This window comes from Kitasatospora sp. NPDC058046 (assembly GCF_042885595.1).
Lineage (GTDB): Bacteria > Actinomycetota > Actinomycetes > Streptomycetales > Streptomycetaceae > Kitasatospora.
In genome coordinates, this window is record NZ_JBHVRS010000042.1 from 1 (window position 1) to 22,659 (window position 22,659).

28 protein-coding genes and 1 pseudogene are annotated in these 22,659 nt (G+C 70.0%); 15 read left to right on the plus strand and 14 right to left on the minus strand.

The window, feature by feature from the left end; translation table 11 throughout:
- Positions 1-132 precede the first annotated feature (132 nt).
- Positions 133-954, plus strand: coding sequence for a transposase (locus ACFVU7_RS43190; RefSeq protein ID WP_388051978.1), 822 nt, complete (start codon positions 133-135; stop codon positions 952-954).
- 540 nt (positions 955-1,494) lie between these two features.
- Here the strand turns inward: ACFVU7_RS43190 and ACFVU7_RS43195 are convergent.
- On the minus strand, positions 1,495-1,668 hold the full coding sequence (locus ACFVU7_RS43195) for a hypothetical protein (protein WP_388051981.1): 174 nt from the start codon (positions 1,666-1,668) through the stop codon (positions 1,495-1,497).
- 110 nt (positions 1,669-1,778) lie between these two features.
- On the minus strand, positions 1,779-3,164 hold the full coding sequence (locus ACFVU7_RS43200) for a tryptophan 2,3-dioxygenase family protein (protein WP_388051984.1): 1,386 nt from the start codon (positions 3,162-3,164) through the stop codon (positions 1,779-1,781).
- A gap of 408 nt (positions 3,165-3,572) precedes the next feature.
- Between ACFVU7_RS43200 and ACFVU7_RS43205 the strand changes: the two genes are divergently transcribed.
- From ACFVU7_RS43205 to ACFVU7_RS43220, 4 genes and pseudogenes are all read left to right on the plus strand, one after another.
- Entirely contained in the window at positions 3,573-4,460 is an 888-nt protein-coding gene (locus ACFVU7_RS43205; RefSeq protein ID WP_388051987.1) for a hypothetical protein, read from the plus strand.
- A 256-nt stretch (positions 4,461-4,716) separates the two neighbouring features.
- Complete coding sequence (locus ACFVU7_RS43210) at positions 4,717-5,451, plus strand: SDR family NAD(P)-dependent oxidoreductase (RefSeq protein ID WP_388051990.1); 735 nt, start codon at positions 4,717-4,719, stop codon at positions 5,449-5,451.
- 222 nt (positions 5,452-5,673) lie between these two features.
- Complete coding sequence (locus ACFVU7_RS43215) at positions 5,674-6,840, plus strand: UDP-N-acetyl glucosamine 2-epimerase (protein ID WP_388051993.1); 1,167 nt, start codon at positions 5,674-5,676, stop codon at positions 6,838-6,840.
- Positions 6,841-6,897: 57 nt separating this feature from the next.
- A pseudogene (locus tag ACFVU7_RS43220) lies at positions 6,898-7,175 on the plus strand (transposase); the annotation flags it as partial.
- A 251-nt stretch (positions 7,176-7,426) separates the two neighbouring features.
- Here the strand turns inward: ACFVU7_RS43220 and ACFVU7_RS43225 are convergent.
- The 10 genes from ACFVU7_RS43225 to ACFVU7_RS43270 all read right to left on the minus strand — a co-directional run bounded on the left by ACFVU7_RS43225 (position 7,427) and on the right by ACFVU7_RS43270 (position 17,427).
- Positions 7,427-7,603 carry a hypothetical protein gene (locus ACFVU7_RS43225; RefSeq protein WP_388051996.1) on the minus strand — a complete coding sequence of 59 codons (177 nt, stop codon included), beginning with the start codon at positions 7,601-7,603 and terminating at the stop codon, positions 7,427-7,429.
- On the minus strand, positions 7,585-8,055 hold the full coding sequence (locus ACFVU7_RS43230) for a hypothetical protein (protein ID WP_388051999.1): 471 nt from the start codon (positions 8,053-8,055) through the stop codon (positions 7,585-7,587). The genes ACFVU7_RS43225 and ACFVU7_RS43230 overlap by 19 nt, the downstream gene beginning before the upstream one ends.
- A 147-nt stretch (positions 8,056-8,202) precedes the next feature.
- The gene (locus ACFVU7_RS43235; protein ID WP_388052001.1) at positions 8,203-9,060 is read right to left on the minus strand and encodes a hypothetical protein; all 858 of its coding nucleotides are present in this window, start codon (positions 9,058-9,060) and stop codon (positions 8,203-8,205) included.
- Between the two features lie 391 nt (positions 9,061-9,451).
- On the minus strand, positions 9,452-11,824 hold the full coding sequence (locus ACFVU7_RS43240; RefSeq protein WP_388052003.1) for a hypothetical protein: 2,373 nt from the start codon (positions 11,822-11,824) through the stop codon (positions 9,452-9,454).
- 13 nt (positions 11,825-11,837) lie between these two features.
- Positions 11,838-13,046, minus strand: a complete 1,209-nt coding sequence (locus ACFVU7_RS43245) for a phage distal tail protein (RefSeq protein WP_388052006.1) — start codon at positions 13,044-13,046, stop codon at positions 11,838-11,840.
- 4 nt (positions 13,047-13,050) lie between these two features.
- Positions 13,051-15,171 (minus strand): hypothetical protein, encoded by a 2,121-nt coding sequence (locus tag ACFVU7_RS43250; RefSeq protein WP_388052009.1) that lies wholly within the window; start codon positions 15,169-15,171, stop codon positions 13,051-13,053.
- A 44-nt stretch (positions 15,172-15,215) separates the two neighbouring features.
- Entirely contained in the window at positions 15,216-15,755 is a 540-nt protein-coding gene (locus tag ACFVU7_RS43255) for a hypothetical protein (protein WP_388052011.1), read from the minus strand.
- Positions 15,716-16,057 carry a hypothetical protein gene (locus tag ACFVU7_RS43260; protein ID WP_388052013.1) on the minus strand — a complete coding sequence of 114 codons (342 nt, stop codon included), beginning with the start codon at positions 16,055-16,057 and terminating at the stop codon, positions 15,716-15,718. Before ACFVU7_RS43260 ends, ACFVU7_RS43255 begins: the two co-directional genes overlap by 40 nt.
- Before the next feature lie 539 nt (positions 16,058-16,596).
- Positions 16,597-16,950: a hypothetical protein gene (locus tag ACFVU7_RS43265; protein ID WP_388052016.1), complete on the minus strand. Its 354-nt coding sequence runs from the start codon at positions 16,948-16,950 to the stop codon at positions 16,597-16,599.
- A 189-nt stretch (positions 16,951-17,139) separates the two neighbouring features.
- The gene (locus ACFVU7_RS43270) at positions 17,140-17,427 is read right to left on the minus strand and encodes a hypothetical protein (RefSeq protein ID WP_388052018.1); all 288 of its coding nucleotides are present in this window, start codon (positions 17,425-17,427) and stop codon (positions 17,140-17,142) included.
- Positions 17,428-17,664: 237 nt separating this feature from the next.
- On the opposite strand from ACFVU7_RS43270, the gene ACFVU7_RS43275 reads away from it, so the two are divergent.
- Entirely contained in the window at positions 17,665-17,874 is a 210-nt protein-coding gene (locus tag ACFVU7_RS43275) for a hypothetical protein (RefSeq protein ID WP_388052022.1), read from the plus strand.
- Here the strand turns inward: ACFVU7_RS43275 and ACFVU7_RS43280 are convergent.
- Together ACFVU7_RS43280 and ACFVU7_RS43285 are read right to left on the minus strand one after the other, a co-directional pair.
- Positions 17,847-18,746 (minus strand): hypothetical protein, encoded by a 900-nt coding sequence (locus ACFVU7_RS43280; protein ID WP_388052025.1) that lies wholly within the window; start codon positions 18,744-18,746, stop codon positions 17,847-17,849. The two genes, ACFVU7_RS43275 and ACFVU7_RS43280, sit on opposite strands and share 28 nt — an antisense overlap.
- 77 nt (positions 18,747-18,823) lie before the next feature.
- On the minus strand, positions 18,824-19,285 hold the full coding sequence (locus tag ACFVU7_RS43285) for a hypothetical protein (protein ID WP_388052028.1): 462 nt from the start codon (positions 19,283-19,285) through the stop codon (positions 18,824-18,826).
- 193 nt (positions 19,286-19,478) lie between these two features.
- On the opposite strand from ACFVU7_RS43285, the gene ACFVU7_RS43290 reads away from it, so the two are divergent.
- The 9 genes from ACFVU7_RS43290 to ACFVU7_RS43330 all read left to right on the plus strand — a co-directional run bounded on the left by ACFVU7_RS43290 (position 19,479) and on the right by ACFVU7_RS43330 (position 22,503).
- Positions 19,479-19,775, plus strand: a complete 297-nt coding sequence (locus ACFVU7_RS43290) for a hypothetical protein (protein WP_388052030.1) — start codon at positions 19,479-19,481, stop codon at positions 19,773-19,775.
- A 49-nt stretch (positions 19,776-19,824) separates the two neighbouring features.
- Positions 19,825-19,989, plus strand: a complete 165-nt coding sequence (locus ACFVU7_RS43295; RefSeq protein WP_388052032.1) for a hypothetical protein — start codon at positions 19,825-19,827, stop codon at positions 19,987-19,989.
- 57 nt (positions 19,990-20,046) lie between these two features.
- Entirely contained in the window at positions 20,047-20,286 is a 240-nt protein-coding gene (locus ACFVU7_RS43300; protein ID WP_388052035.1) for a hypothetical protein, read from the plus strand.
- Positions 20,283-20,513, plus strand: a complete 231-nt coding sequence (locus ACFVU7_RS43305) for a hypothetical protein (RefSeq protein WP_388052038.1) — start codon at positions 20,283-20,285, stop codon at positions 20,511-20,513. The genes ACFVU7_RS43300 and ACFVU7_RS43305 overlap by 4 nt, the downstream gene beginning before the upstream one ends.
- Positions 20,514-20,603: 90 nt before the next feature.
- A complete protein-coding gene (locus tag ACFVU7_RS43310) occupies positions 20,604-20,813 on the plus strand; it encodes a hypothetical protein (protein ID WP_388052041.1) in 210 nt (69 codons plus the stop codon).
- Between the two features lie 137 nt (positions 20,814-20,950).
- On the plus strand, positions 20,951-21,334 hold the full coding sequence (locus ACFVU7_RS43315) for a hypothetical protein (protein ID WP_388052044.1): 384 nt from the start codon (positions 20,951-20,953) through the stop codon (positions 21,332-21,334).
- A 170-nt stretch (positions 21,335-21,504) separates the two neighbouring features.
- Entirely contained in the window at positions 21,505-21,765 is a 261-nt protein-coding gene (locus ACFVU7_RS43320) for a hypothetical protein (protein WP_388052047.1), read from the plus strand.
- 42 nt (positions 21,766-21,807) lie between these two features.
- Complete coding sequence (locus ACFVU7_RS43325; RefSeq protein WP_388052050.1) at positions 21,808-22,017, plus strand: hypothetical protein; 210 nt, start codon at positions 21,808-21,810, stop codon at positions 22,015-22,017.
- A 99-nt stretch (positions 22,018-22,116) separates the two neighbouring features.
- A complete protein-coding gene (locus ACFVU7_RS43330) occupies positions 22,117-22,503 on the plus strand; it encodes a helix-turn-helix domain-containing protein (RefSeq protein WP_388052053.1) in 387 nt (128 codons plus the stop codon).
- Positions 22,504-22,659 lie beyond the last annotated feature (156 nt).

Consider the following 22,659-nt stretch of genomic DNA (forward strand, 5'->3'; position numbering starts at 1 on the left):
GCCGGATGCCCGGAAAGCGGGCACGTCCGGTTCGGAGGGAGGCCGGACGAAAAAGGACCTGCTCAGCAGGCACCTCGCCGTCCGGCCGACCCTACCCTCTGGAAGAATCTCGCCGAGACGGTCGAGAAGTGCGTGATCGCCCACCGCGCCTGCCTGAAGGCCCAGGAGCCGGCCCCAGCTCCCGAACCGCAGGTGCTGTTACCAGAGGGCCGGCGGACCAGTACGACCCGCGAACGCTTCGCCACCGTCAAGGAGTTGTACAGCAAGGGGGTGGGCATCGGCCGGATCTCCGAGCTACTCGGCGTGGACCGCAGGACGGTCCGCAAGTACGCCCACGCCCATGCGGCCGAGGACCTGCTGGTGCCGTCCAGGCAGGGTGGCCGCGCGCTCGCCCCATGGACCGGCTACCTGAACCAGCGGTGGAACGAGGGCTGCACCAACAGCGGACTGCTCTTCCGCGAGATCCAGACCCTGGGCTACCGGGGCAGCAGCCGTAGCGTCCGGCGCTGGCTGGAGCCACCGCGGTCCTCGCCCGCACCGGCACCCAGGCTGCCGACCACACCGACCGTCCGGCAGGCCACCGGCTGGCTCACCCGCCACCCCGACGCCCTGACCAGCGACGAAGTCCTCCAGCTCAAGCACCTCCTGGCCCGCTGCCCCGAACTGGCCACCGCCGCCGAGCGAGTGCGCGACTTCGCCCGGATGATGAAGAACCTCGACGGCGAGCACCTGCCCGAGTGGATCGAGCAGACCGAGGCCACCGACCTGCCGCCCCTGTGCAACTTCGCCCGCCACCTGCGCCAGGACCTCGGCGCTGTGACGGCCGGTCTCACCCTGCGCTGGAACAGCGGCCCCGTCGAGGGCCATGTCAACCGGATCAAATACCTCAAAAGGCAAGGATACGGACGAGCCAGCTTCCCATTGCTGCGTCGGCGGATACTGCTGACGACCTGAGCCGATCACGCTGGGCGATCCCGAAATGTTGATCAGATCCATCCCGTGGCCGCAGATTGCGCCGTATGTGGCCGCCAGCTGGGAGGATGCCACGGCCACCGTCACCCCAATCAGCCCCAGTCCAGCCCGGCCTCCCGCAGACCACCCAGCGCCTGTTCCAGCACCTCGGCCGTATGGCCGCGGTGAATCCTGACCTACCCAGTGCCACTGGATACGAGGCCAAGTACTACGCCGACCAGGCGACGGCCGAACCAGTGGCCGTCGAACTACCCACACCCGCCCTGACCAGGTAATCAACACCTCCCGCGCAGCGAGGGAAGCTCATACTGCCTCGTCCCGGCAGGACCCTCACGGCAAGACAGCGCCGACGTTGGAACTACGCGCCTTGTCGCCGACGGGTGAGATTAGGCTCTGGATCACTTTCCGGGCCCTGTCGCTGATTGAGGGGTTCCCTCTTGTTGATCACGGTGACAGGAGGATGCGGCGTCAACAGGTAGGAAGTCGAAGTTGGCCCGGCCGTACATCTGTCTCTTCAGCAGTTCAAATCCTTGTCACGTTGCCTTCGACAGCGCCCGAGGTCAGGGCGGCGAGGACGGCCGCGCGGTCGCGTCGGATCCCGCCGGCGAGCGAGCGGAGTTCTCGTTGTCCGTCGAGACGGACATCGGCGAGCCAGACGTCGAGGGCCAGTTGCTCACTGCGGCGCTCGCGCTCCATGGTGGCCAGGCGCCGGGCGTACTCGATGGTCGTAGCCAGCGCGAGGCTGCGCTCGCACAGCTCCTCAAGGCATTTGCGTTCGGTGTCGTCTCTGGCGAATCGCTGGCCACTCAGAACGCCCCTAGACCGGAGGCCAGTTGCCGCCTCGCCTGCCACAGCTCAGGGAAATAGCGGTACTCGGCATTGTCTCGCAACCGGTCTGTGTCCTCGCTACCACTGGAGCCCTGGATCGTGCCGACCACACGCTCAACGGCCAGCCGACGCAAGGCTCCCCACCGGCCCATGCCCTCGGCGACGTCCATCAGAGCCTCGGCCAGCTGGAACAGGTCTCCGTCAGGGCTCTCGGTGCGGTAGACGTGTGCCCAGGCACCCGTCGTCCTCCCGCTGTCGAAGGCTCGTGGATCCATGGTCTGCTCGGCGATCAGCCCGCGCCGGGCGAGCAGCAGCAGAGCCTCGTCGTACACGCTGCTCTCGTGCAGCGCGCGGTAGACGTCATGAGCAACGCCGGGTATCTCCCTGTAGGCGGCGGCGAGTCGGTCGGACTTCTTTCCGAGAGAGAACTCCACCATGCGGTACATGTACGAGTCGGAACCGGACGCGGTGCCGGACTGGGCCCGGAGGGCGTCGAGTTCGGCGGGTGACACCGTTCTGGACAGATCCAAGAGATGGGACAGGACATCGAGTACGCACCGCATGCCTCGCAGGCCCCGCACAGCCTCGTCCGGCCGGTCGGATGCCAGCTCTAGACGGACCGTGCGAGCTTGCTCGTACAGGAGCTTGAACAACAGCTCCGTGATCTGGCCACGGAGGCAGTGCACCATTTCAGCCGGGCCTTCGGTGGGAGGTCGCTGCAGCGATAGCAGGATGTCGGTGTTCCGGTAGTCAGCGAAGGAGCCACATCCGCTGCCCCTGTCGCAGGCGAGCCGGTACAGCCGTACCAGGTTCTCCCGGATATGCGAATCCGACGCTTCGTAGCGGTCACCGAAGCGCCGCCGGTACTCCTCGAACAGCGCAGGATCCGCGTGCAGGAAGAGGATGTCGCGCAATGTCATCTGACGGATGGCGAATATCGGTTGCGGTGAGCGTGAGACGGCGAAGTCGGGATTCCACACGGCCGGTTCGGCGCAGCCCGAGTGGAACTGGCCGATCATGAGGCCTTGCCGCGCGGCATGGGCTCTGGTCCTGCGCTGGGCTTCGTCCAGCAGTACCCCGTGGTGTGCCGGCATGCCCCCGATGACGGTGATCAGTGCGCCGTCGACCGCGGAGGCCGCGAACCGATCGACCTGCTCCCGCATCAACAGGCAGAGCTCCGAAAGGCCCTGGCAGTCGCGGTAGCATGATCTCTCCACAGCCACCCTGTCGGCCTGGATCTCCGCCTCGACCTCTGGGCACACGGCGCCCCGTCTGCCCAGGCGGGCGTGCTCGTGGGTGAGGTAGGTCGTCATCCACTCCCGCAAGCCAGGGTATTCGTCAAAACTGGCGCTGGCCGTTCTCATTCGTTCCTGATCTCCTTCCTCCCCGATCTCAAGTGTGCCAACCAGCCGCCGAGCCGTCTTCCTCAGGACGACGAACCGGCTTCGGGCTTCGGTAGATCAACTTCTTCGGGTAGCCTGCGAGCGAGCTCCGTGGTGTGGCCGACGGCCCCGGTCGGCCGGAGCGGCCTCAAAGAGACTTCCAGAGGCAACGACTGCTCCGTCCGAGTGACGGTGCGCTTCCTTCATCGCCCCAGCGGAGCCATCCAGTTCTTTGCCGTGACGGCCGTCCGGATCGTTCGTTGTGCAGGTCACGGGCGGGTCGCAGGGCTCCGACGGTCCATGCCCACCTGTGCCCGCTTCCCGACCCGCGTTCCTTCGCGACGAGGGGAGTGGGAGCGGATCGACATCGCCCACGAGGCTGGGAGAGGCATGCTGCTGGGACTCGGCACCGCCCTGGTCGCGTCCGTCTGCTTCGGTTTCGCGGCGGTCTTCCAGTCGCGCGCGGCGTGCTCGGCGCCGCGCGCGGACCGGGTACGGGTGGGTCCTCTGGCGGCGCTTGTGCGGTCCTGGCGGTTCGCCGTCGGCACGTTGCTTGACCTCGTCGCCTTCATGGCGAGCGCGGTCGCTGTGCGAGCCCTGCCATTGTTCCTCGTGCAGGCCGTCACCAACGCCAGTCTGGCCGTCACCGCCGTGGCCGCCGTACGACTGCTGGACGTGCGGCTGCGCCGGGCCGACGTCGCGGGCATCCTCGCGGTGGTCCTCGGCCTGACACTACTGGCGTTCGGGTCCGGCCCGGAGGGTCGCAACCGTGTCGCGCCCTCTTTCCACTGGGTTCTGCTCGGCGTCTCCACGGTCATCCTCCTCGCCGCTCTCGTACTGGTGAGGCGGACGGGTCGGGTCGCGGTAGCCTGCCTGGGGCTGCTGGCGGGGGCTGGATTCGGGATGATCAGTCTGGTCGTCCGGGTCGTGGACGTCTCCGGCCCTGTGACGGTCCTCCTCGACCCGGCCGCGTACGCACTGGTCGTCGGAGGCATCGGCGGCTACCTCGCCTTCGCCTTGGCCTTGCAGCGTGGGGCGGTGACCGCAGTCACCGCCGCCGGGATGCTGACCGAGACCTTCGGCCCGGCGGTGGTCGGTGTCACGGTATTCGGGGACGCCGCGCGTCCCGGGCTCGCCTGGTGTGCGCTGACGGGCTTCGCTACGGCAGTGGGAGGTACCGCGCTGCTCTCCCGTTTTGGCGAGCCGCACGACGGGAGTGCCGGACGGACCGGAGCGCGCCGGGAGCCCGGACCGCCGGCCGCGGTCCCGCCCCGGTAGCCGCAGGAGCGCGCGGGCCGCACGGCGTTCGGGGCCGCGGTCAGGTCCGGGTCTTACGGCCTCAGGTGTCCATCATGGTCGAGCTTATGAGGGCCGTGGACAGGAGCCCTCACTTGATCGTCGCCTGCCATGGGTGTGCTCAGACACCGAATGGGTCTTCCTCGTTCGCGCATGAGCGGGTCCCCCTCGTTCTGTGGTGCGTCGTGGCAGCATCGCCCCCTATACAGAGGCAAGTGCGGGAACGGTAGGAGCAAAGATGCTGGATAGCTCGACAGCGCTGGTACTCGGTTCGTCGCGGGGGATCGGTGCGGCAACGGCGCGGGCGCTGAGGGCGCAAGGGCATCGGGTGGTACTGCACGGGCGGTCGGCGAGTGCGGCACTGGCCGGGCTCGGAGGCGAACTGGGGGCGTCGACAGTGGCGTTCGATCTGGCGGATGCGGTGGCGGCACGGCTAGGCGTCGAAGATGTGGTAGCCAAGCATGGCTTGCCACAGGTGGTGGTATACAGCGCAGGCGCGCACCGAGTGGTGCCGTTCGAGGACGCCTCACGGGACGACGTTGCGGAGGCGTTCGCCGTGAACCTGTGGGGCGCGGTGGGAGTGTTGCAATACCTGCTGCCGAGGATGGTCGCCCAGGACGGTGGAGCGGTGGTGCTGGTGTCGTCAATCCGCGCTGTGGACGGCCTGGCCAGTGATCGGACAGTGTTCTACTCGATGGCCAAGGCAGCACTGGGCAACCTCACGGCGGCGCTCGCCAAGCGCTTCGCGCCGACAGTACGGGTCAACGCGGTTGCGCCGGGGTTTACCACCACCGACATGGTTTCGACGTGGGACGAGTACACCTGGCGGCAAGCCCGGGGCAACCTGCTCGGTCGGCCTGCGGAGCCGGAGGAGATCGCCGAAGCAGTCGCGTTCGTCGCCTCGGAGGCCGCGCGGCACATCACAGGCCAGACCTTGGTCGTGGACGGCGGGTATGGCCTGGCCGGAAAGTAGGCACACGACGCGCCTGTGGCTTCACTCGAAAGAGTGACAATCGCGTCATCCTCCCCGCCCCTCCGAGTACGGAGTGCGCAAGGTCGGCAAGCCGGGACGCAGCGCGGAGGGGTCGCTAGGCCAGTCGGATCGAGCGATGGGTCGACTCGCATGTGCTGAAGCTAGGCTCGTGTGGCTAGGCAGACCGCCCTGCGACAGCCGCGAGGGAAGCGGGTGGGAGACATGGGCACCAACCCGATGATCACCGTGTACCTGGGCGCCCGGCCGAACGCGCCCAAGGTCTGGACACTTCAGCAGTCGGTCGGCAAGATGCGTGCCTCCGGGGCAACCTGGTCGTACGTACATACCGGCCAGCACTTTGACCCGCGCCTGGGGCAGGGGCTCTGCGACGAGCTCGCGCTGCAGGTGGACCGGTGGCTACGGTGCGGCGACTGCGCCAGTGACGCCGAGCAGCTCGGCCGGCTCTGCTCCTTGGTGGAGCGCGACCTCGACGAGCACCCTGCGGAAGCAGTGGTGGTGGTCGGCGATGTGAACTCCACCGTCGCCGCCGCACTGGTCGCTGCCCGCCGGGGTATCCCGGTGATCCACTTGGAGGCGGGCCTGCGCTCGTCCGACCGCACACCTGAGGAGGCGAACCGCCGCATCGTCACCGCGTGTACCGATTACCACCTGGCGACCACCGCCGAGGCCGTGGCCGCGCTGCACGGCGAGGGGGTGCCCGCCGAGCATGTCCATTTCGTCGGCAACCCCATGGCCGAGTGCCACCTCGCTCACCACGACCCCGACGCGGGCGCGGCAGTTCTGAAACGCCTCGGCCTCACTCGCGGCAGGTACGTGCTCGCCACGCTGCACAAGCCGACCGCACTCAGTCACCCCAAACCGGTGCTGGACATACTGCGCGACCTGGCCGCGCACGGACTGCCCCCCGTCCTCCCGCTGCACCCGCGGGCCGCCGCGCACTTGGTCGACCACGGCCTGCTCGATCGCGTGCTGGCCGAACGGGTATTGCCACCGCAGCCGTACCTGGCCTTCGGAGCACTGCTGCGCAACTGCGCGTTCGTCGTGACCGACTCCGACGGCGTGCAGGAGGAGGCCGCCACCGCGGAGGTCACCTGCCTGGCCACTGTTCCCGGCAGCGCCCGCGAAGTCACCCGCGCCTGCGGAAGCACCCACTTTGCCGATACCTGGCTAAACCTGACGATCCAGCAGATTCTCACATTGGCCGCCGACCGACCCGCACGTCGCCCCGAGCGCTGGGACAACCAGGTCAGCGACCGCATCGCCACCGCCCTCAATGGCATCCTTCCCGTGCTGCCGAACCGTGGTATCCACCCCCGCGCGGAGCGCCTGGACAGCCGGACGCCGACCGCCCCTTGGACAGCACCCTGACGAGTCGCCAAATCGTGTCGTGGCGAATTACGGACCTATCGCGACAGGGCCCCTGGGCAAGAACGGATGTTCGAACAGCTCGGCGGCTGGCTCCGGCGCCTCGTCCGCACCTTTGAGGGCCGCGCCCCGAAGCCGACCGCCCGCATCCTCGACTCCCAGAGCGTAAAAGAACCTCCACGAACATCCCCGCCTCCACCCAGGGAATCGACGTCGGAAAAAAGATCGTCGGCAGGAAGCGGAACATCGTCACCGACACCGTCGGCCTGCTGCTGGCTGTGCTGGTCACCTCCGCGAGCGTGCACGACGGCACCGCCGACCGACAGCTGCTGACCCAGGCCCCTGGGCACGCAGCTCGGGAGCCGACGCTTCTCGGCGGACTCCCACGGCATGCCGAGGCGATGGTTGCCCACCCAAGATTAGGAGCCGGCTGGTAGACGGCGACGGTGGTGCAGGGGTGCATGGGTTTCACTCTCCAGGGAATACAGGGGCGGGACCGGCCTCCGAAGAAGCCGGTCCCGCTGGTGGTGCTGATGTGTGGAGCGCCGGTTAGAACGGCGGCTCCTCCTCGATCGCCGACGCCTTGGCGTCAGCGATGGTAGGGCTTGATCACCTTGGCAGTGAGTTTCTGATAGTCCACGTCGCGGCCCGCCTTGCTCGTGTCGTTCACGCGCTCGTTGAGCAGGTGGACCAGGGCCGGGCCGCCGACCTTCGCCAGGACGTTCTTCAACGCGGGCAGCCCGCTGATCAGCGTCCAGCCCGACATCTTATAGCGGACGATGCCCAGGCCCGCAACTCGGCGATGGTGCGCGGGCAGCGGCAGGGCACGCCCACGTCCTCCGGCGGCGACAGGAAGGTCCGGGTGTCGCAGTGGTGGGCGAGCTTGCCGTTGACCCACTGCCGCATGTCGACCTCGATCGAGTCCGGGCTGTCGATGATGACCTCGACGCGGTCGGTGTCGACCGCGATGGCGTCTTCCGCCTCGGTGTCCAGCTCGTGCGGCGTGCCACCCAGCAGCTCCGCCACGGCGTCGGCGGTGGCCCGGACCGCGCTGGTGACGCGCCACTCGTGCAGGGCCCGGGGGAAGCCACCGTTCGGGTCGGGCTCGTAGGCCCGGAAGGTGCCGGCCACGCCCGGGCGGGCGTTGGCTTCGGCGCGCTCCGCGCGCTCGGCCTGCTCGGGGTCGGACGCGAAGTTGTTGTCGAGTGCCTTGCTCAAGTGCTTCCGTTATATCGGGGCGGGGCCACCGGTCGGTCGGCCCCGTGATGTGTGAGGCGGAAGGGTTAACAAGACCCGTCGCCGGCCCCCGCATGTGCAGGCCGAGGGTGCCCGCCTGTGTTGAAGCGGGGCGGTAAACAAGCCCAGTCAGGCCGTGCGGCGGGCGGTGCCGGTCAGGTGGCCGGTCTCGTTCCTCCAGGCGACGCGGCCGATGACTCCGGCGTCCGAGGCCCGGTCGTCGGTGAAGCGGCGGCACAGGGTGAGGAAGCGCTTGAACACCTCGCGGTCGATCTTCACCGGGCGGAACTCGGCCTTCTGTGGGGTGATGTGCAGCGCCGCCCCCGCGTCAACCGTCGGGAACGTCTGGATCTTTCGGTCCACGGTGATCAGGTCGTCCGCATGCGCGTACACGGCGAACTGTGCGGCCACGGAGGTGTAGACCGACTTGGAGGTCTTCAGGTCGCCCAGGATCGTCTTACCGTTGATCTTCACCATGAAGTCGAACGAGCCGGCGTACTCGTGCTCATGCGACCAGGCGACGCCCTCCGCGTACAGCAGCTCGGGCTGGTAGCGGTCGAGCCACCCCTCGATGTGCGGGACGTACGGCTTCACATCGTGGTGAAGGTACGGCACCTCTTCACCGCGCAGGCACAGCTCGAAGTAGTCGTGCACCAGCGAGCCGACGTCGGCTCGCAGCTTGGTGTAGCGCTTGGCCGCGAAGCGCAGGAAGTCGACGGCGGCCTGGCGGTCGCGGGCGGCGATGCGCTGGACGACCTCCAGGTCGGTGACGGCGGCGGCCTCGGCGGCCATGCCGGCGGCCCAGGTCTGGAGGAACGGCTTCGCCTCCATGTTGAGGGTGGAGGTGACCGAGGGGGCGAGGTCCCCGGTGCCGAGGTGGACGTAGTAGCGAGAGCCCTGCTGGTGGATCGTGCGGACGCCCTGGGTATACGGGTCCTTCCGTGGAAGAGGAGGGTGGCTATGTGGGTGGGGCCGTTCGGGGGACATCGGGGCGGCGCGCCGTGGTGCTGACCGGCGGGGGCGGGGCGGGTGTGCGAATGTCGTGGCGCGAACGCTCCGCCCTGCGGACGGCTGCGGATCAGGAGCGGGCCCCGACTGGCACAGAGTGGGGTCCGCTCCGCCGCGTCATCCGGACAGGCAAGGCAGGGTGTCGGTGTAGCTGGGGACCTCGCGCTCGATGCGAGCGGTGGCGGCCTGTTCGTCGGCTTCGCGCTCGTCGTCGGTGAGCGGGTGCGGCACGGGGCCTGGTTGAAGGGCAGGGCCATGGCGACGCCGGGGTCGACGGTGCCTCCGCCTTCGACGTCGGTGCGGGTCTGGAGGAAAACGCGTTGCCATTCGCTGGGCTGGCCTCCGCCCATGGGTAGGACCCAATCGAGCCTCACCCAGCCGTTGTTGAGTGCGCCGCCGGTGTATTGCCACTCCGCGGTGACCGCGCGGGCCTTGTCGACGTCGAACACCCGCAGCCAGACGTTCGCGCCCTGCTTGGCGGAGACGCGGCAGCCCAGGCGGATGACGGGGTGGGCCGATGCCGGCGGTGGGGATGGTGGCGGCGGCGCGCCAGGTGGTGGCGACGTCCAGGCCGGGGCGGTAGGGGGTCATGGGCAGGACCGCACCCAGCGCGCTGGCGGTGCGTTCCATCGCGGCCAGGCGGGTGTCGATGCCCTGGAAGGAGTCGGCGAGGTTGGGGCGGCCGTAGGCTGTCACGCGGCTCTACCTCCAGTTCCCCCTTCGCCCAGTCGTCCACGCGCTCGAAGATCGTGACGGGCACGAGGGCGAGGGTGGTCTCCTCGCCGCTGCGGGAGACCTTGGTGTTGATCTCCTGGATGACGTACTCCTCGTCGATGCCGGGCCACTTCGCGGTGCGGGCACGCACGCGGATCTTGTGGCCGACGCGCAGCTCGGCGGCGGAGTAGTCGCCGCCGGGGTGCAGGGTGACCTCGGGGACGACGATCGGGAAAGCGCCGACCGCGATTATGCGTTCGGCCTGCGCGGTCAAGGTCTCGACGCGGACGACCGAGTTGTTCGTGGCGATGGACGCGAGACGGGGGATGCGGCGGCCGCCCTCGGTTTCGAGCTGGCCGTTGTACCACCAGCTCTTGAGCTGGCTCCAGCCTTCGCCCGCGCCGTTGACGCCGGTCTCGGTGCACATCTGGTCGCCGTCGGACGTGACGCTGGTGACGGTGCAGTTGGCCCCGTGCTCCAGGACGATGCCGGTGTCCTGGCCGCCGGCCGGGTAGCGGAAGAGCATCCGGTTACGGATGATCCGGGCGTCGATGTCCCAGTCGTGGTCGATGCGGAAGTCGAACCCCTTGATCACGTTGGCCATCTGCTCGACGGCTTCACCGACCGGCTTCCAGGCGAACCAGTCGTAGGTGCGTTCGCGCTTCATGGTGTCCAGGTCGGGGCCGAAGGTGAGCGCGCCGGGGCAGTTGCTGCCCCAGTAGCCGTACTCGCCGGGGGCGACGGGCGAGGGGTTGTCGGCGAACTGCTGGATCAACTCGCGGGCGATGGTGGTCTGTTCGCGCGGCACCGTGCCGGTGGAGTAGCCGAGGTTGATCGTATTCCTGCGGTAGCACTCCCACAGGCCAACGCAGTCGAGCGTCATCTCCTCGGCGGCCAGGTCCACGTTCCAGGCCATCAGCGGGCCGCCCCACAGGACGCGGCTGCCGCGCTGGACGTGGGCGGTGATCCGCCACGGCGAGATCAGCGACCAGTCGAGTCCGGCGAGGGGTTCGGCGGCCAGCGGCACAGTGAAGCTCGCGGCTCCGCGGGCGTTGAGGATGGAGCGGTAGTTCAGGGCCGAGACGGGCAGCTCGGCGAGCAGAGCGCCGCCCTTGAACTCGGAGAGGATCACGCGGTAGCTGACCTCGAAGGAGACGGTGACCAGGCGCGGGTAGGGCGTCGCGGGGGCCGTGAACTGGTGCCACGCCAGCGTGCCCCACGCCCCGTCCCCGGCCTGATACGAGGCGTCCAGGCGGACGGCACCGGGCAGCACGGGGGCGGTGGTGCCGGGGCCGGTGACCTTGTGCAGCGCGGTGGTGACCGAGTCGTAGACCAGGGAGCCGGCCGGAGCCCCGGCGGCAACCTGGGCGATGCCCTGGGCTCCAGCGGTACGCAGGTGGCGCAGCGGGGTGGTGTCGAGCTGCCCGCCGGTGACGAACCTGATGTCCTCGATGCCGGTGATGCCGGTCTGCGCGATGCTCACCAGCGCGAGGCGGATGCAGTTGGACGGCACCGGCCAGTCGCGTGCGCCGGGGGTGGACTCGGCCAGCACCGCGATGGACCAGCCCTTGGCGCCCTCCTTGGTCACCTGCGCGCCGGAGGTGGCGGTGGCGTAGGGGGTGCCGTCTGCGGCGTAGGAGACGGGCTGCATGTACTGGTCAGCGGTGGTGCGGATATCGGCGAGCTGGGGGCCTGCCGGTGCGTTGTCGGGATCGGCGAACGCCACCACCAGGTCGGTGCGCGCGGCCTCGCCGGGCTTGGGGGTGGAGCACTGGAGCTGCACGGAGGTGTCAAGGTTTGCGAAGTGCACCGCGCCCTTGTGGGAGACGGCCACGTCGTCGGGCAGCCACACCGAGCCGGCCGCCACGCTGACGCGTGGGGTGGGGTTGTCGACCTTCTCGACCAGCAGGGCGGTGGGGCCGGCGACGCCGACGTGGGCGCCCCGGGTCCCGCCGATCATCGTGCGCAGATCGAGCGCGTCGTAGCGGCCCTGCTGGACGAACAGCGGGGCGCGGAGTTCAGCGGCCAAGAGTGAGGGGTCCTTACATCCAGGCGGAGCGCCACTGCACATCCGCCGTGACCCCGTCGGGGCCTTCGAGTACGTCGAGTTGGACGGTGCTCGCCCCGGGCGGGACGGAGAACCAGGTGGAGGTCGGGGCGACCTGCCCGAAGCGCGAAGCGCCGTTGAGGGTGATGCGGCGGCGGCCCATGTCGACCACCAGGGCGTCACCGCGGCCGACCCGAAGCCCTCGCGTCGCGAAGCGGTGGCGTTCGCCGTTGTGGACGAGGGTCAGCGACGGGTCGCGCACCTCCCCGGCGCGCGGGGTCAGCCGGATAACGGGCCAGGTGTCCACCGATCCGGTGTTGGTGATGTCCGGTGCGGCTCGGACGGCGGGGCCTGTGCCCATGTCGAACGGGAACGTCAGCGGGAAGATCGGCCTGCCCTCGCGCGGGGCGGCCACGGCCACGGTCGCACTCGCCTCGTCGGCCGAGTACAACCGGGGGTCGGTGGCGAGGAGTTCGACGGTGACGCGGCGGCGGCCGGCGTGGAATTCGCGGTCGACGGTGACGGCGCGCTTGCGCACCCGGGCCCGGATCATGGCCTTCCCGCCGGCCACCCCGGGGAACGCGAAGGCGAACGGCCGCTCCGGGCCGCCGGGGGCGAACGCGGCCAGCAGGTCCGGGAGCTCGTGGTCGTCCAGGGCGAGCATGGTGAGCGTGACGGTGCGGGCGCCCATGTAGTCGGTGCCCGGGGTGAGGCCGTCGCGCTGGAGCAGTTCGGCGTCCGAGCTGCGGACGTCGGGGGCGTCCAGGAGGCCGCCGACCTCTTCCAGGACGACCGTGGAGTCCTCGCCGAGCAGCAGCCCGCCCCACCGCGCCGTCCACGGCCGGCCGGTGTAGGGGCCCAGGGCGCTGGGCTGCGGGCCGATGTCCGGAAGCGCGGGCGGCGGGAGGTCCGGGAGTGTGCGGAAAACGGCCGGCTCGGACCAGGCGTCCAGGTCGGGGCCGGTGCAGTGGTAGCGGACCCGGTACTCGGTGTCCGGTTCCAGGGGCGGGTCGTCGCCGAGCGGGCCTTCGTCGCCGACGAGGGCTGTGCCCGGCCACTGGGGGTCTTCGGCGTCGTAGTGCGCCTTGCCGGTGGCGGTGTTGGTGGTCTCGACGTCCGTCCACGCGCCCGGCGTCTTCGTGAAGAAGACGCGGGCGGTGTGGGCGGTGACGTCGCCGATGAAGGGTGGGGAGAGATCCCCCAAGCGGTTACCTCCCGGAGGTCTTCAGCTCCCACGCGATGGCCTTGCCGATCTCGTGGGGGTCCGCGTTGGTGCGGGCGTTGACGGTGATCTGTGCGCCGTAGCGCGCCCGGCCCGCGCCCCTGGGCTCGGTGTCGGGGCGGCGCAGGCCGGCGGCGGCGCGCTGGCCGTAGCCGTAGGAGTCGAGCGAGCGAATCCCCGAGGCGACCGGCCGGAGGGCCTGCTCCAGCGGGCTGGCGTACGCGGCGGCCGGCATCGCGGCCAGTGCCATCACGGGCGAGGCCATCAGGGAACGCGGCGCGGCAGCCGGGGCGGCGGGAAGGCTGGCCTTGAACGGGTTGAGCGAGGAGACGATCCCGGAGACGACGCCGCTGATACTGATCGACTTCATGCCGTTGACCAGGCCCTGAATCGCGGACTTGCCCTTGTCGAACAGCAGCGAGCCCAGGTCGCCGATCGCGGAGAGGATCTTGCCCGGCAGGCTGGAGACGTACGAGACGACCGTGCCGATGCCGTTGGACACGCCGCTGGCGATGTTCGACCAGGCGGACGTGACGGCGTTGACGCAGGCGTTCCAGGCGGACGACGTCCACGACTGGACGTTGTTCCAGCCCGACGAGACGGCGCTGCCCACGGCCGAGACCCGCGACAACACGGTGGACGTCACGGACGCCCAGGCGGAGGCCGTCCAGGACGTCACCGAGTTCCAGGCCGACGAGACGGCGGAGCCCACGGCGCTGGCCGCCGACGACACCGTGGACGTCACGGACGCCCAGGCGGAGGCCGTCCACGAGGTCACCGCGGACCAGACCGCGGAGGTAGCGGCCGTCAGCCCGTCCCACGCCGTCTGGACGGCGTGCCAGGCCGCCACGGCAGCGATGGCCAGCGCGTTCCACGCGGTCATCGCGATGTCGAAGCCGACGACCAGGGCGCGCAAGCCCAGGTCGACCAGCCGCATCATCGCGGCCGTGGCCTGGGCGTTGTCCTTGAAGACCTGGAAGAACTGCTGGAGACTGCCCGCGAACCACGAGATCGACGCGGCGATCTCGGGAGAGAACTGGACCGCCAGCGAGGCGATCCCCTGAAGGAAGACGTCGAGCAGCCCGTTCAGCGGCGGCAGCAGCGACTTGAGCCGGTCACCCCCGTTGGCCAGGACGAGGAAAAAGTCCCCGAGGCTGGCCCCGATGCCGACGAGCGCGGCCGGAAGGGCGTCGGTGAACGCCTTCATCCCCGCCGAGTTCATCGCCTCGGTGAGCTTGGGGAAGAGGACGTCGGTGAAGTCCAGGATCGACTTCACCATGGGGCGTACGAACTGCGCCCCCGAGTCGAAAAACGACTTCAGGACCGGCTCGGCCTGCTTGAACCAGCCCGTGATGTCGCGAAGCGCGCCCCCGAACTCGGCGCGCATCAGCGCCGACGCCTTCTGCATCGCCTCCTCGGCGTTGTCGCCGAGGGTCTTCATGTCGCCGGCCGCCGCGATCGCGGCCAAGCCGATCGGCAGGACCGGCAGCGCGGCCAGCGCCAGGACCGCGATCAGCCCGGAGGCGACGACCGTCACCCACGAGGCGATGGCCGTGACCGCCACCAGCAGCGGCAGCGCCGCCGCGAGCGACTGGGCGAAACCCGCCGCCATGCCCAGGGCGCCCTGGGCGGCCGAGCTGATGCCCGACCCGATGCCCTGGAGGGCGGAGACCGTCTGCTCGATGCTGAGCGTGAACAGCCTGCCGAAGTTCCGGGCGACCTCCGCGGCCCCCGAACCGATGTCCCGCAGGCCGGACTTGATCCGGTCGAACCCACCCCTCGCGAGGTGGACGTTAACCCCCAGCCGCCAGCGGCGGCCGGTGAACGCCCGCATCCGGGCCTCGGCCGGCGCGGTGTCCGCGTCGGCCGAGATCCGCGCTCGTCGCTCCCGGGTGAGCGCGGCGATCCGGGCGGCGGCCTCGCCGGTGTCGGCGACGACGTTGACCCGGACCTGGCGGTCATGGGTCAGCTCCCGCAACCGGGCGGACACGCCCCCGGTGTCAAGGTCGAGCTTGACGGAGAGCTTGGTGTACTTCTCCAGCATCTCCAGGTACCGCTTCAAGCGGTCCCGGAAGCCGTCGGTGTCCGGCAGGACGCGCACGTGCACGCGCCCGGCCTCCTTACCGCCGGGACCGGCCACAGGCTCACCTCCTACGTGAGTCGGACCGGCGCGAACCGCGCGGGCGCGGTGGAGCGCGCGAGCACGGCCGCCGGAAGGCGGAACGTTTCTGCAAGGGGGGAAGACGCCTCGGTGACGGCCGGGCCGCCCCCTTCGCCGACCTCGCGGGCGAGGGCCTGGGCGAAGGGGTTGGTGCCAGCCTGGCGGCCGGTGCGCTTGGCGTAGGGACGCGGGTAGGGCTTCGGCCGCTCCACGCTGCGGGGGTTCTTCGAGGCCTTGGCGACCTGGACGTGGGTGAGCGCCTGCACGGCGTCCACCAGGTCCGCCAGCACGTAGGTCCGGGCGTCCCACCCCAGCGCCTCACGGCCACCGCGCAGTGCGGCCACCGTGGCGGAGTCGTCGGGGAGCGTCCCGATCAGGGCGAGGATCAAGCGGGCGGAGTGCCGGCCCCGGACGAAGTCCAGGACATCCGTGCCGCAGAAGCGGCGCAGGTCGGCGGTGATCTCCGCGCCGTGCTCGTCCAGCAGCCTGATCAGGCCGCGGCTTCCCCCGGCGCGGCCTGCTCCATCCACCGCTCAAGGATCTTCATCTGCTCCGGCAGCGGCAGCGCGTCCACCGACTCCCGCATCGCCTTCTTGTCGGAGGCCACCGCGACCAGCAGACCGGACATCGCGTCGATGCGGCGCTCATTGGAGACCTTCTCGGACTGCACGACGTCCAGCAGCGCGAGCGCCGCCTTCAGGTCACCGCCGGGCAGGGCCTCGATCCGGCGCAGGCGGACCTTCTTGCCGCTGGCGGCGATGAACTTCAGGCCCTTGCCCGCGTGCGTGCGATCGGCTTCGGCCTTGAGGTCGGCGAAGTCCAGGGTGGTCAAGAGGGATGCCTCCAGAGGGTTTGACAGAACTGGTAGGAAGTTATGAAACTACGTCTGCGCGGCGGGTGGCTCCCACCACGTAATCGAACCTCAGCTCGTGGACAGGGACGGTCCCTGACACGGAAATCGCTGGTCGAGAGCCGGTGCACTCGGTCAGCGGGCATGAAGAAGCTCGACTCAACCCGCATAACCAGGAAGCAGAGCCCCAAAAGGGGCATCGGATGCTGGAAACAAGCTCCAGCATCCCCCGAGAACCTGCACCGGCAGGTCTCGATTCGTTTACCGCTTGCGGTAAGTCGGGTCGAGCCTGCCCAAGAACAGGTCAGCTCCCGATCTGCCGCCAGAGCAAGGGAGCTATGGTGCCCATTCCTGGGTGGCTGACACCTGTTGTCCTCGGTGTCGCTGGGGTAGTCACTGTCCTTCGTCTGGTGCTCAGGCGCTGGATTCCGTCTCTGAGCGAGGACGCGATCCTCTCGATTCGCGCGATCCGCAAGGTCCAAGCGGAGTTGCGAAGGGAGCGGGTTCCGGCGCGGCTGGCACTACCTGACGAGGAGGATCAGGCCGCTGACTGAAGACCGGCGGCCAGGTCGAACACGGGGGTGACGCTTCCGAGCGGCGGGGTCCATGGTCACCGAGTCCGCGCCGATAATCGACGTCTTCGGGTAGTGCCAGGCGACGCACTTCGCACCGTCCACGGCCGCGATCATCAGCGCACGGTTCTGGGCGGTGGGGCTGATCGGGATCGAGAACAGCCCCCGGCTGTCCAGGCCCTTGTCGGTGCCGTAGTACAGCTTGTACGACTCCGCGGTGAAGTCGGACAGGTTGATCGTCACCGCGTACGTCTTGCCGGGGTCGGTAGTCTTCAGGCTCTTGTTCTGCCAGCTCCCCAGCACCTCCGGCTCGTCACCGTCGACCGACGTCTCGTACGGGGTTGAGAGAGATGGCGCTGTTCCTCGGGAAGACGGGGAGCCGCCCCGGGAATCAGGGCAGCTCGGGCAGGGGCGGGTGGGTCAGGTGCCGTAACGGCGCTGGCGCAGCCTCTCTGCCAGGCCCGTGTACGGGTCGGGCTCGGCGTGGGGGGGTCAGCCCGCCCGCGCCCAGCAGCCGGCGAGGTACAGCGACGGCGGCCAGCTGCTCGGCCTGCTGGCAGACGGCGGCCTCCTCGCCGCCTGGACGAGGGCGGCGAGGACCGGCGGCAGGGCGTACTCGGCGGCGATCCGGTCCCGCACCGCCTGCTCCTGGAGCCGGGCGACCTCCGCGCGCAGTTCGTCCGCCTCGTCCGAACGCTCGCGTGTCGCGTCCAGGTCCGCCCGCACCTTCTCGTACAGTTCCCGGTAGTCCGGGGTGACCTCCTTCACTCCCGGGCTCATCCCGCCGTCCCCGGGAGCCTGCCCGGAATCCCCTGTATTAGCCGGGGCGGACGGCGGGCCATCAGCCTTCGCAGCGGGCTCGGCGTGTGGCACGGTCTCGCCGACGGGAGCCGTCTCGGCCGGGGCGTCGGCGGTGCTGGTAGTTTCGGTCGTGGCTCTTCTCTCCTGAGATCGTCGGTGGGCGGGGATGTGCCACCATGGCCGCGGCAGGGGGCAGAACGGCAGGGGCGGGGCGCGATGGGCTGGGACTACCGGGTGATCGGCGTGGATGACGGTCCGATGTGGCCCTTCGAGCTGCTGCACGTGCTGGATGAGACGCGGGCGCGGGGCTGGGAGCGAGTGCGGACCGGTGTCGACGTCGCGTTGAAGGTCACCACCACCTACACCGACCCCATGCGGCCCAGGTACTCCCTTGTGCTCTACCGCCCCGACGACCGCGAGGCGTAGTAGGTACGCCAGTCCGCCAGCGAGCCGCCGCCGAAGTCGTGCCACATCCGCGCGTACTTCGTGTTCTCGGCGGGGAGCTGGTAGCGGCGGGAGAAAATGGGGACGACCTGGCAGTGGCAGCGGGAGTGGGGGCCGAACGCGGCCGTTCCCCTGGACTTGTAGACCGCGCCCCGACTGGCCATGAGCGCGCAGAAGTAGCAGGGAGAGCTGCCGGTCTTGCGGTAGTAGCCGATCGCCCCGGGGTCGTTATGCAGAGCGGCGTGGACGGTGTTCCGGCCGCCGTCCTGGACGACCATGGCACCGGCCCCGGTACTGCCGGACTTCAGCGCTTCCAGGAACTCCTTCTCCCAAGCGACCAGGGCGGCGGCGTCCAGCCCGCCCGCGCTTTTGCGGCCCTGGTCGCGTTCGCGTCTGGCGAGGCGGTCGGCGACCTCTCGACGGAACACCTCTTCCACCTGTCCGGCCTCCCGCTCCAGCGGGCGGGCGGGGAAGAGGTCATAGGGGTCCACGGGCAGAGGCGTGTATGGTCCGGAGCCGGTCCGCTTGCCCGTGGCCTTGTTGAACCCCTCCCACAGGGAGCCGAGCGAGGCACCCGGCAGGTAGCCGGAGCCTCCGATAACACGGCCGGTCTCCAGCGCGCGCACCAGCCGGTAGAAGGCGATTGACAGTACGCGGGAGACTTCCGCGTACCGGCGCACCACGGCCGTGTACTCGGCTTCCAACAGGGTCAGCGACCCGGTGATTTCCCGGGCTCCTGCCTCGGCCAGGAGGCCGGCCCAGCAGGTGGCGAAGTCAGCGGCCAGGGCCTGCTGCGCGCGCTGGTAGCCGTCCACGGCCCTCACCGTCTCGTCGTTTCTCGGGGTCCACACCATGGTCCCCCGCCTCCTTCCGTTCCAGTGCCGCCGCCTCGCGGGCGGCCTGCTCGGCGGCCTTCACGGCCTCGTCAATATCAGCCTGTGAGAGACCGGGTACCTTCCGCAACGCGACCACGAGCGGGACGCCCTGTTGCATGAGCTTGACCATCGCGTCGGCCACCTGGGGCGAGGGAGCGGGTGGCCTTCTCGGCCCACTCGACCTGGCTGGCGTCCTGGGCGGTCTCGCCCCGGCCGGACACCAGGGCGCACAGCCGGAACACCGACTCCCACGACTCGCCCAACGAGTCCTGGAGCGTGGACAGGAACCGCTTGAACGAGGTCTCCGCCGCGGCCAGGGCGTCCGCGCTCAGGTTCACGAGGTTCGACCCGGCGAGGTAGTGCGGAGGCACGTCCGCGAGCCCCATGATCTCTTCGACGGTCTGGCGGAGGGAGACCGGCAGGTCGCCCGTCGGCATCGCCGGGAGCTGCCCGAACTTCGCGTCGCTGTTGGGTGCCATCAGCAGGGTGGACGGGTCCAGCGAGGGAACGTCGTACACCGGGCACTCCGGTCTCCGGGTCGCGCAGGGGGTCACCCATCTCTGGGTCCAGCCGTTCGGCCGGCGCGAGGCCGGTCGCCCATCTGATCGCGTGGGCGCCCCAGTGCTCGTTGAGCAGCAGCGACAGTGTCTGCTGGTTCAACCTGTCCTGCGAGACGATCAGTGGCTCGACCAGGCCCCTCGTTCGGCCCCCGTGACCACCACCGCCCGACTGCGCGCCCTGCTCACCGCCCACGCCGACTTCGAGACCGAGTGGGACCGCGCGTCCCACACCATCCCCTCCTACAACCCCGACCCGGCCGACGGCACGTTCACCACCAGCGACGACTGCGACCAGTACGACGACCTGTGCGCTGCCCGCGACCAGCTGTTCGCCACCGTCGAAGCCCTCGACGCCCTCCTGCGCGAGCTGGAAGCCGCCACCGCCTGCCGCCCGCCCTCGAAGGAGCACTGCCATGACCCCCACCGCGCAGCTCCAGGTCATCGTTGACCGCATACGGGAGAGCGAAGCCGACTGGGAAGCCACCTGCCGCGAGTGTATGCCGACCTACAACCCCGACCACCCCCTTCAGCCCGCCGCAGACCGGCACATGGGCCGGTACGACGAGATGGACACCGACCGCGCCCACCAGTGCCGGTACCTGCTGCTCGACCTCACCGCCGAACTCGAAGCGCTCATCCGTGGGACGGAGGGCACCCGGTGACCCGGGCCGTCGTCGAACGGACCCCGCCCCCACGCGCCGCCGAAGGAACAACCCCCGATGAACACCCACGACTACGACACCCTCACCGTCCGGCTCGGCGACCACGCCGCCACCAACAGCGCACTCGCCGATGCCACCGAAGCGGACAGCCAGAGCACCAGCCCGGACGTCCTGGCCCAGCGCCTCGCCCGCCACGCCCTCCACCACAGCGCGACCCTCACCCCCGAAGCCGGTGCAGCCCTCGCCGTCGAATGGCCCGCCCCGGCCGCACCATCCGGGTGGTGTGGCGGCCGGTGATACGGGCGGGGTGGGTCGACCTCGCCGAGCAGCTGCCCGAGTGGACCGCCGACAACCGGGCCTACGGCAAGGGCGCCCTGGACGCGAGCAGGACACGCGGCTGGCGGCTCAGCCGCGAAGGGTTCCGCGCCTGGGCCGAAGCCACCAGCGGGACGGGCGACGACGGCGAGTGGTTCGCCTACGAGACCGGCCAGACGGACTGGTGGATCTCCTACGACGGCCGCTGACACCAGGCCCCACACCCGCGGCCGGCCTCGGACCGCCACCGCCGCCGACCGGGCCCGGCCCCCACCCCACACCACCCGCAGGAGACCGCCGTGCCCGCTACGCCGTGTACATCGACAGCACCGCTACCTACCCACTACGAGGTCGAGGCTGACGACCACGAGGCCGCCGAGAACGCCGCCGTCGACCTCTTCGAGAGCGACGCCCGCGAAGACGGCTTCAGCCGCTGCAACGAGATGCAGGTCTACGCCCCAAAGCAGCGGGACGAACACGCACTCGCGGCGGTGACCACCCTCCGCTGACACCAGTGCCCACCCGCCGCCCTCACCACCATGCTCCGCCTGCCCTACCAACACGAGGCCAAGGGAAACCTCACGACGAAGCACCGCAGCTCACCACCCCCGCCGGTCACGGCTCACAGAACAAGCACACCAAGGCCGTGCAGCTCGCCCTGGATATGCCCACCGCCAGCAGCCCCGGCAGCGCGGTGAAGATCGGGCCCGGCCCCCGACCCGCCACAAAGCCCAGCCGGACCCGCAGCAAGGGCGTGGGCTGGCAGCGCTGGACCGAGCCCGACGGCCGCGTCCGGTACGGCGTCGCCAGCGACACCCACCCCAGCGTGCTCGGGCTCGCCTGCCCGCCCGTCGCCAAGCCCCGTGCCCGGTACCGCGTCGTCGTTCCCGCCAACGGCGGCCAACCGTTCGCCATCAGCACCGCCCCGGGCTTCGGCTGGTACCGGGACACCGGCACCGAGATGGCCCCCACGCTCCTCCAGGACGCCCTGCCCGGCCTGGTCGTGGGCGGCACCGAACTCGCGGCCTGACGCGCCCCGGTGCGGCCCGGGCCACCCTTTCCGGACCGCGCCGAGGCTCGGCCAGACCCCACGCCCCCAGCCCCTCTGGGGGCACGGTCCGCAACACCCCTAGCGGACCGTGCCCGAGGCCGGAGGCACCAGGCCCCGCCCCCACTCCACCACCCTAAGGAGGACCCCTCATGCCCAAGTACATCGTCGGAGTGGACGAGATCCGCGTCCACCTCGTCCCCGTCCTCGCCCCCACCCGGGAAGCCGCCCAGACCGCAGCCGAACGCATCATCGAGACCGACCGCACAACCTGGTACGACCACACCGAACCCCCGGTCGTCGGAGACGCCCCCACCGAAGCCGAGTGGGACGCCGAGCAGGAAGCCGAAGCCCGCCGCCGCGCCACATGGCACCAGACCCCTCCCCGGGCCAGCCGGCCACAGCAGGACTGAACCCCACCGACACACCAGACCCAACCCCCCAGGGAGAACCCCGTGCACGTCACCCCCGAACCGCTGCGGGTCATGGACCTGCCCCGTCACCTGACCTTCGGCTACGCCCGCCCCGACACCCCGCCGCACGTCACCGCCGTGACAGGCCCCGAACGCCTGGCACTGTGCGACCCGCCCCTCCCCCTCACCCCGGGCTGGGCCCTCGACACCGACCCGCTCTGCCTCAACTGCGCCGCACTCGCCCAGCCCTGAGGGACTATCACGATCTAGGTGTACGACACCCGGTTGGCCTAGGTGTCCTGCGCCAGAGATCCGTCGTTAGTTGCGTGGAGTTCTTCTTCTAATCTCCCGATGCGTCGTCGTGGTCCCGCGTTGCGGCCGTTACTGCTGTCCGACGAGGAGCGGGCCGCGTTGACGCGGTGGGTCCGCAGAGTCTCGTCCGCCCAGGCGTTGGCTCTGCGGGCCCGGGTCGTGCTGGCCTGTGACGGCTCGAACGTGCCGTCGATTGTCGGCGTGGCAAGGGAGTTGGGTATCACCGCGGACACGGTCCGCAAGTGGCGGCGCCGGTTCCTCGCCGAGGGGCTGGACGGCCTGGTGGACGAACCCCGGCCGGGCCGGCCGCCCACGATCGCGGTCGACGAGATCGAGGCGGTCGTCGTGGCAACGCTGGAGGAGATCCCCAGGAACGCGACACACTGGTCCCGGAGCTCGTGCAGGGCGACGGAGTCGGTGCGGTAGCGGGGCAGTGTCCTGCGGCCGGCGCCGCCGTAGGCTGGCGCCACCGGTTCGGCGTCGTGGGGGGGGGGGGGGGGGGGCCCCCCCCCCCCCCCCCAAGATTTTGAAACCCCCCCGCCCCCGGGCAGGGGGGGTGCGCCCGCGACGGCCGGGGCGGCC

Excerpts from the sequence above, each read along its gene's own strand:
- ACFVU7_RS43195 (WP_388051981.1), bottom strand. The coding sequence starts at position 1,668 with ATGGAGCGCGAGCGCCGCAGTGAGCAACTGGCCCTCGACGTCTGGCTC.
- ACFVU7_RS43200 (WP_388051984.1), bottom strand. The coding sequence starts at position 3,164 with ATGAGAACGGCCAGCGCCAGTTTTGACGAATACCCTGGCTTGCGGGAG.
- ACFVU7_RS43205 (WP_388051987.1), top strand. The coding sequence starts at position 3,573 with ATGCTGCTGGGACTCGGCACCGCCCTGGTCGCGTCCGTCTGCTTCGGT.
- ACFVU7_RS43210 (WP_388051990.1), top strand. The coding sequence starts at position 4,717 with ATGCTGGATAGCTCGACAGCGCTGGTACTCGGTTCGTCGCGGGGGATC.
- ACFVU7_RS43215 (WP_388051993.1), top strand. The coding sequence starts at position 5,674 with ATGGGCACCAACCCGATGATCACCGTGTACCTGGGCGCCCGGCCGAAC.
- ACFVU7_RS43225 (WP_388051996.1), bottom strand. The coding sequence starts at position 7,603 with ATGTCGGGCTGGACGCTGATCAGCGGGCTGCCCGCGTTGAAGAACGTC.
- ACFVU7_RS43235 (WP_388052001.1), bottom strand. The coding sequence starts at position 9,060 with ATGTCCCCCGAACGGCCCCACCCACATAGCCACCCTCCTCTTCCACGG.
- ACFVU7_RS43270 (WP_388052018.1), bottom strand. The coding sequence starts at position 17,427 with ATGAGCCCGGGAGTGAAGGAGGTCACCCCGGACTACCGGGAACTGTAC.
- ACFVU7_RS43275 (WP_388052022.1), top strand. The coding sequence starts at position 17,665 with ATGGGCTGGGACTACCGGGTGATCGGCGTGGATGACGGTCCGATGTGG.
- ACFVU7_RS43280 (WP_388052025.1), bottom strand. The coding sequence starts at position 18,746 with ATGGTGTGGACCCCGAGAAACGACGAGACGGTGAGGGCCGTGGACGGC.
- ACFVU7_RS43295 (WP_388052032.1), top strand. The coding sequence starts at position 19,825 with ATGCCGACCTACAACCCCGACCACCCCCTTCAGCCCGCCGCAGACCGG.
- ACFVU7_RS43300 (WP_388052035.1), top strand. The coding sequence starts at position 20,047 with ATGAACACCCACGACTACGACACCCTCACCGTCCGGCTCGGCGACCAC.
- ACFVU7_RS43320 (WP_388052047.1), top strand. The coding sequence starts at position 21,505 with ATGCCCAAGTACATCGTCGGAGTGGACGAGATCCGCGTCCACCTCGTC.
- ACFVU7_RS43330 (WP_388052053.1), top strand. The coding sequence starts at position 22,117 with ATGCGTCGTCGTGGTCCCGCGTTGCGGCCGTTACTGCTGTCCGACGAG.